11 protein-coding genes and 1 pseudogene are annotated in these 14,235 nt (G+C 66.1%); 7 read left to right on the top strand and 5 right to left on the bottom strand.

Going from position 1 to position 14,235, the window contains the following annotated elements; genetic code table 11:
• Positions 1-10: 10 nt before the first annotated feature.
• Both IVA96_RS28490 and IVA96_RS28485 read right to left on the bottom strand, forming a co-directional pair.
• Positions 11-1,654, bottom strand: coding sequence for an acyl-CoA dehydrogenase family protein (locus IVA96_RS28490; protein ID WP_247420646.1), 1,644 nt, complete (start codon positions 1,652-1,654; stop codon positions 11-13).
• Between the two features lie 22 nt (positions 1,655-1,676).
• Positions 1,677-2,390: a M15 family metallopeptidase gene (locus IVA96_RS28485; protein ID WP_247277183.1), complete on the bottom strand. Its 714-nt coding sequence runs from the start codon at positions 2,388-2,390 to the stop codon at positions 1,677-1,679.
• Positions 2,391-2,612: 222 nt separating this feature from the next.
• On the opposite strand from IVA96_RS28485, the gene IVA96_RS28480 reads away from it, so the two are divergent.
• From IVA96_RS28480 to IVA96_RS28465, 4 genes are all read left to right on the top strand, one after another.
• Entirely contained in the window at positions 2,613-3,560 is a 948-nt protein-coding gene (locus IVA96_RS28480; protein ID WP_157334028.1) for an aspartate carbamoyltransferase catalytic subunit, read from the top strand.
• A gap of 5 nt (positions 3,561-3,565) precedes the next feature.
• Complete coding sequence (locus IVA96_RS28475) at positions 3,566-4,876, top strand: dihydroorotase (RefSeq protein ID WP_247277182.1); 1,311 nt, start codon at positions 3,566-3,568, stop codon at positions 4,874-4,876.
• Between the two features lie 38 nt (positions 4,877-4,914).
• Entirely contained in the window at positions 4,915-5,511 is a 597-nt protein-coding gene (gene plsY / locus IVA96_RS28470; protein WP_247277018.1) for a glycerol-3-phosphate 1-O-acyltransferase PlsY, read from the top strand.
• Between the two features lie 215 nt (positions 5,512-5,726).
• Entirely contained in the window at positions 5,727-6,941 is a 1,215-nt protein-coding gene (locus IVA96_RS28465; protein WP_247277017.1) for a patatin-like phospholipase family protein, read from the top strand.
• Here the strand turns inward: IVA96_RS28465 and IVA96_RS28460 are convergent.
• On the bottom strand, positions 6,933-8,177 hold the full coding sequence (locus IVA96_RS28460) for an amidase (RefSeq protein WP_247277016.1): 1,245 nt from the start codon (positions 8,175-8,177) through the stop codon (positions 6,933-6,935). The genes IVA96_RS28465 and IVA96_RS28460 overlap by 9 nt on opposite strands.
• A gap of 91 nt (positions 8,178-8,268) precedes the next feature.
• Between IVA96_RS28460 and dprA the strand changes: the two are divergent.
• A pseudogene (gene dprA, locus IVA96_RS28455) lies at positions 8,269-9,409 on the top strand (DNA-processing protein DprA).
• Between the two features lie 71 nt (positions 9,410-9,480).
• On the opposite strand, the gene IVA96_RS28450 reads toward dprA, so the two are convergent.
• On the bottom strand, positions 9,481-10,254 hold the full coding sequence (locus IVA96_RS28450) for an SDR family oxidoreductase (RefSeq protein WP_247277014.1): 774 nt from the start codon (positions 10,252-10,254) through the stop codon (positions 9,481-9,483).
• A 122-nt stretch (positions 10,255-10,376) separates the two neighbouring features.
• On the opposite strand from IVA96_RS28450, the gene IVA96_RS28445 reads away from it, so the two are divergent.
• Complete coding sequence (locus IVA96_RS28445) at positions 10,377-10,847, top strand: helix-turn-helix domain-containing protein (protein WP_247277013.1); 471 nt, start codon at positions 10,377-10,379, stop codon at positions 10,845-10,847.
• 165 nt (positions 10,848-11,012) lie between these two features.
• Here the strand turns inward: IVA96_RS28445 and IVA96_RS28440 are convergent, their stop codons facing one another.
• Positions 11,013-11,252: a hypothetical protein gene (locus IVA96_RS28440; RefSeq protein WP_247277012.1), complete on the bottom strand. Its 240-nt coding sequence runs from the start codon at positions 11,250-11,252 to the stop codon at positions 11,013-11,015.
• Positions 11,253-11,480: 228 nt separating this feature from the next.
• Between IVA96_RS28440 and topA the strand changes: the two genes are divergently transcribed.
• The gene (topA, locus tag IVA96_RS28435) at positions 11,481-14,231 is read left to right on the top strand and encodes a type I DNA topoisomerase (RefSeq protein WP_247277011.1); all 2,751 of its coding nucleotides are present in this window, start codon (positions 11,481-11,483) and stop codon (positions 14,229-14,231) included.
• The last annotated feature ends 4 nt before the right edge of the window (positions 14,232-14,235 follow it).

The raw sequence follows: 14,235 nt of genomic DNA, 5'->3' as shown, positions 1-14,235 counted from the left end.
TTTGGGAGACTCACGGCAGCGCTCGCTCCAGCAGCGCGCACACGTCGGCGCTCTCCAACTCCACGGCGCCGTACATGCTGGCGTGATTGGCAGCAAGGCGCGTTGCGGCGAACAATTCGGCATTGCGCGGTGACACGCCACCCAGCGCCGCAGCCGCGGCGAGCAATGCCAGCTTCTCGACTGGCAGCCGCGCGACGCGCTCGCCGTCGGCACGGCGAAAGGTCTTGCCGATGAACGCGGCGGCCTCACCCGCTCCGGGCAGTCCTTTTGTTTCGGCCGCAAGCGATTGCAGCACGGCCATCGCCGCCTCCGGCTCGCGCGAGAGCGCGCGGAGCACGTCGAGGCACATGACGTTGCCCGAGCCTTCCCAGATCGCGTTGACCGGAGACTCGCGATAATGACGCGCCAAAATGCCGTCCTCGACATACCCGTTGCCGCCGAGGCACTCCATCGCCTCGTAGAGGAACGGCGGCGCGCTCTTGCAGGTCCAATATTTGATCGCGGGCGTCAGCAGCCGCATATAGGCGGCCTCCGCCGCAGCGTGCGGCGTGCGGTCGAAGGCGCGGCAGAGCCGCATCACCAGGGCGGTGCTCGCCTCGACATGCAGCGCCATGTCTGACAGCACGGCCTGCATCAAGGGCTGATCGGCGAGATGCTTCTGGAACACGCTGCGGTGACGGGCGTGATGCAGCGCATGCGCGAGCCCCGAACGCATCAGGCCGACAGAGGCGATCGCGCAATCCTGGCGCGTCAGCTGCACCATCTGGATGATGGTGCGGATGCCCTTGCCCTCCTCGCCGACCCTTTCTGCATAGGCACCGACGAACTCGACCTCGGAGGAGGCGTTGGAGCGGTTGCCGAGCTTGTCCTTCAGCCGCTGGAACTGGATCGCGTTCACCGAGCCGTCCGGCGCAAAGCGCGGCATGAAGAAGCAGGTTAGGCCCGCGTCTGCCTGCGCCAGTACCAGGAACGCATCGCACATCGGCGCTGACATGAACCATTTGTGGCCGGTGATGCGATAGGCATCCCCGTCGCGTACGGCGCGCGTCATGTTGGCGCGCACGTCGGTGCCGCCCTGCTTCTCGGTCATGCCCATGCCGAGCGTCATGCCGCGCTTTTGCCACCACGGTACGAAGCTGGGATCATAACTCCTCGTTGACAGCACCGGCATCACGCGCGCGAGCAGATCGGGCTGCATCGCCAGCGCGGCCACAGAGGCTCGTGTCATCGTGATCGGGCAGAGATGACCGGTCTCGACCTGGGCGGCGATATAGAATTTTGCGGCGCGGATGACCTCCGCCGCATCGCCAGCGGGCTTTCCATCCGCCGTCCACGTCGAATTGTGCACGCCCGCATGCGCGCTGTGCGCCATCAGCTCGTGATAGGCCGGATGAAACTCGACGTGGTCGCGGCGATTGCCCTTGGCATCGAAGCTGCGCAGCTTCGGCGTGTTCTCGTTCGCGACGCGTCCGCGATCGGCCATCGCGGCCGAGCCCCAGTGCCTGCCGAACTCCGACAGCTCCCGTTCCGCCGCCGCGCCGCCATTGGCCCTCACCGCATCGACCAGCGGACGGTCGGCCGCGAACAGGTCGACGTCCTCGAACGGCGGCGACTGGTTGAAGACCTCGTGGGTCGCAAAGCTCGGCCGGGTCATATGCGCCTCCTCGAACCGGACCTTAGTTCCGCCGCGGCTTGATCGGGAAATCATAGGCCGCCCCACCCGCCCCCGGCAGCGAAAAATGCCACCACTCCTTCGAATAGTTCACAAAGCCTTGCCTGGCCATCGCAGCCACCAGCCGCTTGCGCCAGGCGCGCTGCTCCGCATTGATCGACGGTGCCGCAGTATGCCCCTTCGCGTCGGTACAGTCGTAACCAGTGCCCATGTCGACGCTGCCCTCCGGCGCCCGCGCCTCGGCTGGCGCCGTGCAATCGGCATAGGCCTTTGATGGGTCGTATTTGGCGGAATTGTCGGCCTTGAGATCGACCAAAGTGAGATCGAGTGCCGCCCCGGTCGAATGCTGCGAGCGGCTCGCGATGTAGCCGAGCCGAAATAGCTCGGTCTTGGGAATCTTCGGATTGTAGCGCCGCCCGGCGGCGCGCTCGGGGCCGTTCTGCGACCACTTCACCATGTCGAGCGAGGCCCGTGCCGGCCGGTAGCAGTCGAACATCTTGAGCGAGAGATTTTGCGCGGCCAGTTCCTCCTGAACCGCCTTCAGCCGCAACCCGACCTCGCGCTTCACCACGCATTCGCCGGCGCCATACCCGGCGAGCGGCCGGCCGACGAAATTGTTCGAGGTGGCATAGCGGATGTCCTGGATGATGCGGGGGTCGACGTCGCGCAGGTACACGAAGCCGCCGGGCAGCGATTGGGCGCGGGCGGATGAGCTCATGATGATCGATATAAGTGCACCAAGAAGTGGTTTCACGATGCCGTCCCATCCTTCGTCATTCCGGGGCGGCTCGAAGAGCCGAACCCGGAATCTCGAGATTCCGGATCTGGCGCTTACGCGCCATCCCGGAATGACTGAGCGGGTGACAGATCAGGGGATAACTCACTTCCCCATCTTTGCCCCTTGCTCCCCCCGCCGTCGCCCCCTATAGCTCTGCTTTTAATGACATCGAAATCGACCTTCGTCCTCGGCCACCGGCATTTGCTGGGCATTGAGGGCCTTTCCGCGGCCGACATTACCGGCCTCCTCGACCTGTCCGAAGAATATGTCGAGCTCAACCGCCAGGTTGACAAGAAGCGCACCGTCCTACGTGGACGGACGCAGGTGAACCTCTTCTTCGAGGCTTCCACCCGAACCCAGTCCTCGTTCGAGCTAGCCGGCAAGCGCTTAGGCGCCGACGTCATGAACATGTCGGTGTCCTCGTCCTCGATCCGCAAGGGCGAAACCCTGATCGACACCGCGGTGACTTTGAACGCGATGCACCCGGACATCCTGGTGGTGCGCCATCACGCCTCGGGCGCGGTGGAACTGCTCGCGCGCAAGGTCGACGGTTCCGTGATCAATGCCGGCGACGGCGCGCATGAGCACCCGACCCAAGCGCTGCTCGACGCGCTCACCATCCGGCGCAACAAGGGGCGGATCGAAGGCCTCGTGGTCGCGATCTGCGGCGACGTGCTGCATTCGCGCGTCGCCCGCTCCAACATCATCCTGCTCAACACCATGGGCGCCCGCGTCCGCGTCGTCGGCCCTTCCACGCTGCTGCCGCCCGGCATCGAGCGGATGGGAGTCGAGGTCGCGCGCGACATGCGCGAGGGCCTGGAAGGCGCCGACATCGTCATGATGCTGCGGCTCCAGCGCGAGCGCATGAACGGCTCGTTCGTGCCCTCGTCATCGGAATATTTCCACTACTTCGGGCTCGACCAGAAGAAGCTCGCCTACGCCAAGCCGGATGCATTGGTGATGCATCCCGGTCCCATGAACCGCGGCGTGGAGATCGACTCGATCGTGGCCGACGGCGCCCAGTCCCTGATCCGCGAACAGGTGGAGATGGGCGTCGCCGTGCGCATGGCCGTGCTGGAAGCGCTCGCCCGCAACCTGCCGAACGCGTGATGCCGATGCTGACCGACCGCCGCCCCATCCTGCTCGCCAACGCCCGCGTCGTCGACCCCTCTAGGGATTTCGACGGCATCGGGGACGTCCTCATTGCCGACGGCACCATCCGCGAGACCCGCCGCGGCATTGGCGCAGCCGGCGTGCCTGAAGGCACCGACATCATCAACTGCTCCGGCAAGATCGTCGCGCCAGGCCTGATCGACTTGCGCGCCTTCGTCGGCGAGCCCGGTCTCAGCCACCGCGAGACCTTTGCCTCGGCGAGCCAGGCCGCCGCGACCGGCGGCATCACCACCATCATCTGCCAGCCCGCCACCTCGCCGGTCATCGACAATTCGGCGACGGTGGACTTCGTGATGCGCAGAGCCCGCGACACCGCGATCGTCAATATCCAGCCGATGGCGGCGCTGACCAAGGGCATGCTCGGCGAGGAGATGACCGAGTTCGGCCTCTTGAAGGCCGCCGGCGCGGTCGCCTTCAGCGACGGCGACCGAAGCGTGACCAACGCCCAGGTGATGCGACGCGCGCTGACCTACGCCCGCGACTTCGACGCGCTGATCGTGCATCACACCGAGGATCCCAACCTCGTGGGCGAAGGCGTGATGAACGAGGGCGAGTTCGCGACCCGGCTCGGCCTGATGGGCATCCCGAATGCCGCCGAAGCCGTCATGCTGGAGCGCGACTTACGACTCGTTGCACTCACCGGCGGCCGCTACCACGCGGCGTCGCTGACCTGCATTGACTCCCTGGAGATCCTCGAGCGCGCCCGCGACGCCGGGCTCGCCGTCAGCGCCTCGGTCTCGATCAATCATCTGGCGCTGAACGAGAACGACATCGGGCCCTACCGTTCGTTCCTGAAACTGTCGCCGCCCCTCCGGACCGAGGACGACCGCCGCGCGGTCGTGGCGGCGCTCGCCTCCGGGCTTCTCGACGTCATCATGTCCGACCACAATCCGCAGGACGTCGAGGTCAAGCGCTTGCCGTTCGCGGAAGCCGCCCCCGGCGCCGTCGGGCTCGAGACCATGCTGCCGGCGGGCCTCCGCCTCGTGCATAATGGCGAGATGGAACTGAAGACGCTGATCCGCGCAATGTCGACGCGGCCGGCCGAGCTGCTCGGGCTACCAGGCGGAACGTTGCGCGTCGGCAGCCCGGCGGACGTCATTGTGATCGACCCCGATACGCCGTGGGTGGTCGATCCGGCCGACCTGAAATCGCCCTGTAAGAATACCCCGTTTGATGAGGCCCGCTTTACAGGCCGCGTCGTGCGCACCATTGTCGGCGGTCGGACGGTCTACGAGTATGTCGGACATGGGTGATCGTTCGGCACGGAGACCCAGTCTTTGGAGATGCCGCCATGGGGCTTGAAGCATTCCTGCCGGTGGCCTTCGTCATCGGCTATCTCCTCGGCTCAATCCCGTTCGGGCTGATTCTCACCAAGCTCGCGGGCACGCAGGATATCCGCTCGATCGGCTCAGGCAGCATCGGCGCCACCAATGTGCTGCGCACGGGACGCAAGAGCCTTGCCGCGGGCACCCTGCTGTTCGACGCGCTCAAGGGCACCGTGGCCGTGGTGATCGCCGGCTACCTCGCAGGTCCCAATGCCGCCATGGTGGCCGGGCTCGGCGCGTTCCTCGGCCATCTCTTCCCGGTCTGGCTCAAGTTCAAAGGCGGCAAGGGCGTGGCCGTCTACATCGGCATCCTGCTCGGCCTGTTCTGGCCTGGCGCCGTCGTGTTCTGCCTGCTCTGGCTGGCGACCGCCTTCACCACCCGCTATTCCTCGCTGTCGGCGCTGGTGGCGGCGTTCATCACGCCGATGTTCCTGTGGTGGTTCGGGCACCTGGCATTGTCTGCTTTGTCAGCAGTGCTGACGCTGCTGCTGTTCTACGCGCACCGCGAGAACATCAAGCGCTTGCAAGCGGGCAAGGAAAGCCGGATCGGCGAGAAGGCCTAGAGCCGAAGTGGATGCCGGTTCGCGTCAAGAAAACGCGTCAGAACAAGAATCCAAAGCCGGGCATCTACGGATACCGAAACGGCCCTTCTGCATTATATGCCAAAATCCTGTTCGCAACTTGCGGCCGAATCACGGTTGTATTGGCAAGCGGGTCCCGAGCCTGTCATCCTGACAGCCTGTCATCCCGACAGTGGAAATGATGGCGGTTGCTCAGAATGAGCGAGAAGATTGTCGGCGCGCATGACGGGGTTGGTTCGCGGGGTGCTTCCGGCACCGCAGCGAGCCGACTGCTTTCGATGACCAATATCTGGTCCGATGCGCCCTCGCCGCCTGTCGACACGCCTGCGCCCATTTCATCGCAGGCGCCGCAGCCTGAGCCCCTCGCGAAAGCCGACGCTCCACTCGATATCGTGGTGAGGAAGACTCTACCGGTCGTCACCGCGCGTGCACATTCCGCCCAATGGCCGCCGCGAAAACTCTCGCTGGCGCTGCAGGGCGGCGGCACTTTTGCGGCCTTCACCTGGGGCGTGCTCGAGCGGCTGCTGGAAGAGCCTGACATCGCGATCGATACCATCAGCGGCGCCAGCGCCGGCGCCATTAACGCGCTGCTGCTCGGCTCCGGCTTTGCCGAAGGTGGCCGCGAAGGCGCCCGCGCCCGGCTGAATCGGTTCTGGCTCCGGCTGATGCACGAAGCTTCGTTCCGCGCACTGATGCTGGTCGGCGGCTTCTCGCCGGCGGGAAGCTCGGTCGCGTTCGGGCCGACGCTGCGCTCCGGTCACTTTGATCCGTTCGATCTCGATCCGCTGCGGCAGGCGCTGTCGCGCGACATCGATTTCGCCGCTCTGCGCCATCCGAACTGCCCGAAGCTTCTGATCGCAGCGACGCGGATCCGCGACGGCCAGCAGCAGATCTTCCGCAACGAGGCAATCACCACCGACGTCGCGCTGGCCTCGACCTGCCCGCCGCTCGTCCACTGCGCCGTCGAGATCGACGGCGAAGCCTATTGGGACGGCGGCCTTGGCGGCAACCCGCCGCTGCTGCGCCTGGCGCAGGACGCGACGACCGCCGATGTGCTGCTCGTCCAGGTCACGCCGGCGCGCGACAGCTACGTACCGATCACACTCGCCGCGATCGACCGCCGGCTCGACCAGATCGCGGCCAACGCCGCCCTCAATGCCGAGATCGCCGCGATCGAATGGGCGCAGTCGCAAGCCGCGCCGTCGCTGCGGCTCACCAGGATCGCGGCAGAAGATTCCGTTGACGGGCTGGCGCAGCGCTCATCCACCGATCTCGGCCGCGGCTTCATTCGCCTGCTGCACCGGAGCGGCCGCGAGGCCGCCGAGCGCTGGCTGAAGCAAGGTGCAGATAACAGCGCAGCGCCGGCTGCATCCGGCCATCGCATTGCTGCCCCCGAACCTGCGCTAGCCTGATTTCGCCAGCGCCTCCTCCAGGAACCAGGCCGCCGCAAGTGCGCGCGGATCGTTGCCGAAACGCGCGATCACCTGCACGCCGATCGGCAGGCCGCCGACCTTCAGCACCGGCACATTGACGCAAGGATTGCCCATCAGGGTCCAGAGCCTGTTGTAACGGGGATCGCCCGTGGTCGCGAGCTCCTTGGCGGGCGCGGTGCCCGGCGCGGAATAGGTCAGGAGCACGTCGACGCCTTCGAACAGCTCGCCGAGTTCACGGCGGCCGCGGCGGCTGATCCGCCGCGCTTCGTCATAGTCCTTCGGCGTCAGGCCAACCGTCGCATCGAGACTGGCACGCAGCATCGGCGCGATCTCGTCGTGGCGTTCGGAAAACTCCCAGGCCAGCGCGCGATGCGCCTCGAAATCCTGAATGATCGGATGGATGCGCCAGGCCTCCTGCACCGCTTCGGGCAGATCGATGGTCTGGACGCTGGCGCCGGCGCGCGTCGCCGTCTTGATCGCGGCTTGCAGCCCCTCTTCGGCCGCCGGCTCCACTGCGCCGGCGAATTCCTGCCTGACCACGCCGATGCGCGGCGACGTCGCGGCGGCAATGCCGGAGAATTCGCCGCGCCCCGTCATCGCCAACAGCCCGCGCGCGAGATCTTCCACGCGCGCGCCGAACAGGCCGACGGTATCCAGTGCCCACGAGTAGCACTTCACACCGACCGTCGGCAGCATGCGGAACGACGGCTTGATCGCAGCGGTCCCGCAATAGGCGGCGGGACGGATCACCGAGCCACCGGTCTGGGTGCCCAGCGCCAGCGGGATCATGCCGGCGCCGACGGCTGCCGCCGAACCGGAGGATGAGCCGCCCGGCGAATGGCCGAGATTATGCGGATTGCGCGTCGGGGTGGGATCGCGCGAGGCGAACGCCGTGGTCGTGGTTTTGCCGATGATGGTGGCCCCGGCCCGCTTCAGCATCATCACGACGGGCGCATCCGAGCGCGGCTGCCACCCGCGATAGATCTCCGAGCCCATCTCGGTCGGGAAATCGGCGGTATCGATGATGTCCTTGATCCCGACCGCGATGCCGCGCAGCGGACCGGCGCTTTGCGCCTTCGCAGCCTTGTCGTGGCGAACGAAGGCGCGGACGTCCTTCTCCTTGGCCTCGATCGCCGAATGCGATTGCGCGATCGCGGAATCGGGCGACAGCTCCCCCGCTTCGATGCGGCGCTGGAGGTCGGCGAGTGAGATCATGGCAAAATCCTTCTTATTGGCATCGCTTTTAGCATCGGGGCGCGGTCGCGCAAGCGCACGTCACTGTTGCGCAACGCCCTCAGGTTGTTCCATGCTGTGCCTGCAAGGAGACGCCGTGGACGCCATCAATCCAAGCGTGGAGCTGACCGAATCTGAGCGGATCGACCGCCTGCGGCTGATCCGCTCCGACAATGTCGGGCCGCGCACCTTCCGTTCGCTGGTCGACCATTTCGGCACCGCGCGCGCCGCGCTGGAGCGGCTGCCGGATCTGGCGCGCCGCGGCGGCGCGGCACGGTCGGGGCGCATCTGTAGCGCCGACGAAGCCAAGGCCGAGCTCGCCGCAAGCCGCAAGTTCGGCATCGCCTGGCTCGCGCCCGGTGAAGACGGCTATCCGGCGCGTCGCAACGCTCGACGATGCACCGCCTTTGCTCGCCGTGCGCGGCGACACGAAAAGCTTGATGCGGCCGATGATCGCGATCGTCGGCTCGCGCAATGCTTCCGGCGCCGGGCTGAAGTTTGCCGGCCAGCTTGCGCGCGAGCTCGGCGAAGCCGGTTTTGTCGTCATCTCGGGTCTCGCCCGCGGCGTCGACCAGGCCGCGCATCGCACGAGCGTCGAAGGCGGCACGATCGCCGTGCTCGCCGGCGGGCATGATTGCATCTATCCGCCCGAACATGCCGATTTGCTCGCAGCGATCCTCGACCATGAGGGCGCGGCAATCTCCGAAATGCCGCTCGGCCACGAGCCGCGCGCCCGCGACTTTCCCCGCCGCAACCGACTGATCTCCGGTGCCTCGCTCGGCGTGGTCGTGGTGGAAGCGGCGCACCGCTCGGGCTCGCTGATCACCGCGCGCATGGCGGCCGAACAGGGCCGTGAGGTATTCGCCGTGCCCGGCTCGCCGCTCGATCCGCGCGCCGCCGGCACCAACGATCTGATCAAGCAGGGCGCAACCCTCGTCACCGAGGCCGCCGACATCATCAACGCGGTGCAGCCGATCATGGAGCGGCCGCTGATGCATCCCGCAGGCGAGCCCGACAGCGAGCCGTTCGATCGCGATCCGCAAGGCCACGACCGCGACCAGATCACCGCCCTGCTCGGGCCTGCCCCGATCTCGATCGACGATCTCGTGCGGATGTCCGGCGCCTCGCCCGCAATCGTGCGCACCGTGCTGTTGGAGCTCGAGCTCGCGGGCCGGCTCGAACGGCACGGCGGCGGATTGGTGTCGCTGCTCTAGGGCTCGCGGCCGCTGAACCGTCCGGCGCAACAGCCGAGTTGCGCCAGAGGGAATCGAGTTCGCTTGAGCAATCAGCCCCGATAGATCGGCGCGCCGCTCGGAGATGCGACCGCGCCGCCGTCCACGAAGATCTCCTGGCCCTGCACATGCGCGGAATCATCGGAAGCGAGGAACAGCACGGTCTTCGCAACGTGATCCGTTTCGCCCATGCGCCCCAGCGGCGTCGACAGCGCGATGCGCCTCTCGAATGCCTTCTCAGCCTCGGGCGTCGCCACCGCAGGTCCCCAGATCGGTGTGCGGATCGCGCCCGGCGCGACCACGTTGACGCGGATGCCGCGCGGCGACAGTTCCGAGGCCATGGTCCGCGCCATCGCGCGAACGCCGGCCTTCGCGGCACCGTAAGCCGAGTAGCCGGGAATGCCGAGCACGGAGATCACCGAGCCGTTGAGGATGATCGAGGCATTGTCGTTGAGGTAGGGCAGCGCGGATTGAACGGTGAAGAACACGCCGGTGAGGTTCGTGCGGATCACGGTCTCGAAGACCTCAAGCGTGGCTGAGCCGAGCGGCGTGCCGCCGGCGATGCCGGCATTGGCGAAGGCGATGTCGAACTTGCCGAACCTGTCCGCGCCCTTCTTGATCGCGGCCTCCGTCGCGGCGATGTCGGTGGCGTCGGCAACCAGCGCAAGCGCGTTCGGCCCGAGCTCTTTCGCAGCGGCCTCCAGCGTCCCCTTGTTGCGGCCGGTGATCACCACCTTGGCGCCCTCGGCCACGAACAGCTTTGCAGTCGCAAGGCCAATGCCGCTGTTGCCGCCGGTAATCAGGGCCGTCTTGTTCTTCAATCTCACGCTCGCCTCCAGTAGTTGCATTATGAAACTAAGTTGTCATCTAAGACAAATGGTTTTATGATGCAACCACACAAGCGCGTGATCGGCGCGGCACGCGGGCGAACGCGACAGGACGAGAGACAATGGTGAGACGAACGAGCTTCGACGGCGATTCCTGCCCGATCGCACGGTCGTTGGAGGCGCTTGGCGACTGGTGGTCGCTGCTGATCATCCGCGAGGCACTGTTCGGCGTGCGGCGCTTCGGCGAATTCCAGAGCAAGCTCGGCATGGCCAAGAACATTCTGGCCGCGCGCCTGCGGTCACTGGTCGAGCACGGCATTCTGGCGACCGCCCCCGCTTCCGACGGCAGCGCCTACCAGGAATATGTGCTGACGCCGAAGGGCCGCGGCACCTTCCCGGTGCTGGTCGCGCTACGGCAATGGAGCGAGGAGTTCGACGACCACCCCGACGAGATCGCGACCATTCTGGTCGATCGCGCCAAAGGCCGCCCGGTGAAGAAACTCGAATTGCGCGCCGAGGACGGCCGCCTGCTCTCGCCGGCCGATACCACGCTGAAACCGCGGCCGGCGCCGCGGCGAAGGGCGGCGGGATAGCCGTCGCGCACGATCTCTCCTCAACGTCGTCCCGGCGACGCGACCCATAACCACCGGGAGCAGTTTGGCGAAGACAGGCAGCGATCCTCCGCCGGTGCGGATGGTGCGCACTCTCGATAGTTCACGTCCTATGCGTCCCAGCTTCGCCGAGACGACTTTAGAATCTCACGATAGCTTGCGCTTGGTCCGCAATCTCAGATGCTCGTCGGCCTCGAGCTGGGTCATGCCCAATAAATAATGCAACATGTGCAGCTTGTGGCGCTCGGCGAGCTTGCGCAGGGCGGCCGTCTGCTCCGCGATGAATGCGACCGCCTCATCCGCCCCGCCTTCCCCCGGTTCCTCGTTGCGCGAGCCTCCCGGCGCGCCTGATCCGGCGCGCGCCCGTTTCCTTGCTGGCTTAGCCACCAGACCCCACCCCGAATCCATGCCCCGCAGAAACCTTACGCCGACATCGATCGCAACTCCAAGATGGTATTTTGCAACTTTTTCGATATGAAACTTTTCCTACCGCGGCGGCCTTCAACACGCCCCGATTTGACAGGGACGGCCTCACCACCCATGTTCGGGTCGAAACGGCCGACCCGAATCCTTTGGTTTTCGGCCCAAGATTTTCCCGTAAGTTACTGGAACTACATGAATATCGTTATTGTGGAGTCGCCGGCGAAAGCCAAGACGATCAACAAATATCTGGGCTCGTCCTACGAGGTCCTGGCTTCGTTCGGCCATGTCCGCGACCTTCCCGCCAAGAACGGTTCCGTCGATCCTGACGCCAATTTCAAGATGATCTGGGAGGTCGACCCCAAGGCCGCCGGGCGGCTGAACGATATCGCGAGATCGCTGAAGGGCGCTGACCGCCTGATTCTCGCCACCGACCCCGATCGTGAGGGCGAGGCCATCTCCTGGCACGTGCTGGAAGTGCTGAAGGAAAAGCGCGCGCTGAAGGACCAGAAGATCGAGCGCGTGGTGTTCAACGCCATCACCAAGCAGGCTGTCACCGACGCGATGAAGCATCCGCGCCAGATCGACGGCGCCCTGGTCGACGCCTATATGGCGCGCCGCGCGCTCGACTATCTGGTCGGCTTCACCCTCTCCCCCGTGCTGTGGCGCAAGCTGCCGGGCGCGCGCTCGGCCGGCCGCGTGCAGTCGGTGGCGCTGCGCCTCGTTTGCGATCGCGAGCTCGAGATCGAGAAGTTCGTCGCGCGCGAATATTGGTCGCTGGTCGCGACCCTGCTGACCCCGCGCGGCGATGCCTTCGAGGCCCGTCTGGTCGGCGCCGACGGCAAGAAGATCCAGCGCCTCGACATCGGCACCGGCGCGGAAGCCGACGACTTCAAGAAGGCGCTGGAAGCGGCCGCCTACGCTGTGACCGCGGTCGATGCTAAGCCCGCGCGGCGCAATCCGCAGGCGCCCTTCACCACCTCGACGCTGCAGCAGGAAGCCAGCCGCAAATACGGCTTTGCGCCGGCGCACACGATGCGCATCGCCCAGCGGCTCTATGAAGGCATCGACATCGGCGGGGAGACCACCGGACTCATTACTTATATGCGTACCGACGGCGTGCAGATCGCACCTGAAGCGATCACCCAGGCGCGTAAGGTGATCGGCGAGGATTACGGCAACGCCTATGTGCCGGACGCTCCCCGCCAGTACCAGGCCAAGGCCAAGAACGCCCAGGAAGCGCACGAGGCGATCCGCCCGACGGATCTGTCGCGCCGGCCCGACAGCATGAGCCGCAAGCTCGATTCCGACCAGGCGAAACTCTACGAGCTGATCTGGAAGCGCACCATCGCAAGCCAGATGGAAGCGGCCGAGCTCGAGCGCACCACGGTCGACATCACCGCGAAGGCCGGCGGCCGTACGCTGGAGCTGCGCGCCACCGGTCAAGTCATCAAGTTCGACGGCTTCCTCGCGCTCTACCAGGAAGGGCGCGACGACGAGGAGGACGAGGATTCCCGCCGCCTGCCCGGCATGAGCGCCGGCGAAGCCCTGAAGCGGCAGTCGCTCGCCGTCACCCAACATTTCACCGAGCCGCCGCCGCGCTTCTCGGAGGCATCCCTCGTCAAGCGCATGGAAGAGCTCGGCATCGGCCGTCCCTCGACCTATGCCTCGATCCTCCAGGTTCTGAAGGACCGCGGCTACGTCAAGCTGGAGAAGAAGCGCCTGCACGGCGAGGACAAGGGCCGCGTCGTGATCGCGTTCCTCGAAAGCTTCTTCAGCCGCTATGTCGAATACGATTTCACCGCCGGCCTCGAAGAGCAGCTCGACCGCATCTCCAACAACGAGATCTCCTGGCAGGAGGTGCTGAAGGATTTCTGGCGCGACTTCATCGGCGCCGTCGACGAGATCAAGGACCTGCGCGTCGCGCAGGTGCTGGACGTGCTCGACGAGATGCTCGGCCCGCACATCTACCCGCCGCGCGCCGATGGCGGCGACGTCAGGCAATGCCCGAATTGCGGCACCGGCCGGCTCAACCTCAAGGCCGGCAAGTTCGGCGCCTTCGTCGGCTGCTCGAACTATCCGGAATGCCGCTACACCCGCCAGCTCGCCGCCGATGGGGAAGCTAGCGCCGACCGCTCGCTCGGCCAGGATCCCGACACCGGCTTCGATGTCTGGGTCAAGGCCGGCCGCTTCGGCCCCTACATCCAGCTCGGCGAGCAGAAGGATTATGCGGAAGGCGAGAAGCCGAAGCGCGCGGGCATTCCGAAGGGCACCTCGCCCAGCGATGTCGACCTCGAGCTTGCGCTGAAACTGCTGTCGCTGCCGCGCGAGATCGGCAAGCACCCAGAGACGGGGCAGCCGATCACCGCCGGCCTCGGCCGCTTCGGGCCGTTCGTGAAGCACGACAAGACCTATGCGAGTCTCGAAGCCGGCGACGAAGTATTCGACATCGGCCTCAACCGCGCGGTGACGCTGATCGCCGAGAAGGCGGCGAAGGGCCCGAGCCGCCGCTTCGGCGCCGATCCCGGCAAGACGATCGGCGACCATCCGACGCTCGGCACCGTCACCGTGAAGAGCGGCCGCTATGGCCCCTATGTCACCGCAGGCGGTGTCAACGCGACGATCCCGGCCGAGTTCGAAAAGGATGCCATCACGCTGCCGCAGGCGATCGCGCTGATCGACGAACGCGCGGCCAAGGGCGGCAGCAAGACCAAGGCGAAGAAGGCGGCAAAGCCTGCCAAGGCCAAGAAGACTACTGAGAAGGCTGCGGACGGCGAGGACGCCGCGCCGAAGCCGAAGAAACCGGCGGCGAAGAAAGCCCCGGCCAAATCGAAAACCGAATCCACCAGCAAGGCGCGCGCCGCCGTCTCGTCGACTGCCAAGACGTCGCCGACCAAGGCGGCCGCCACCAAGGCCCCGGCCAAGAAGAGTGCCGGCAAGAATTAGAGGT

Origin of the sequence: Bradyrhizobium sp. 159 (assembly GCF_023073795.1) — a bacterium.
In the GTDB taxonomy this organism is placed as follows: Bacteria; Pseudomonadota; Alphaproteobacteria; order Rhizobiales; family Xanthobacteraceae; genus Bradyrhizobium.
The sequence above is the reverse complement of the archived record's forward strand: the minus strand, read 5'-3'. Positions and strand labels throughout refer to the sequence as shown.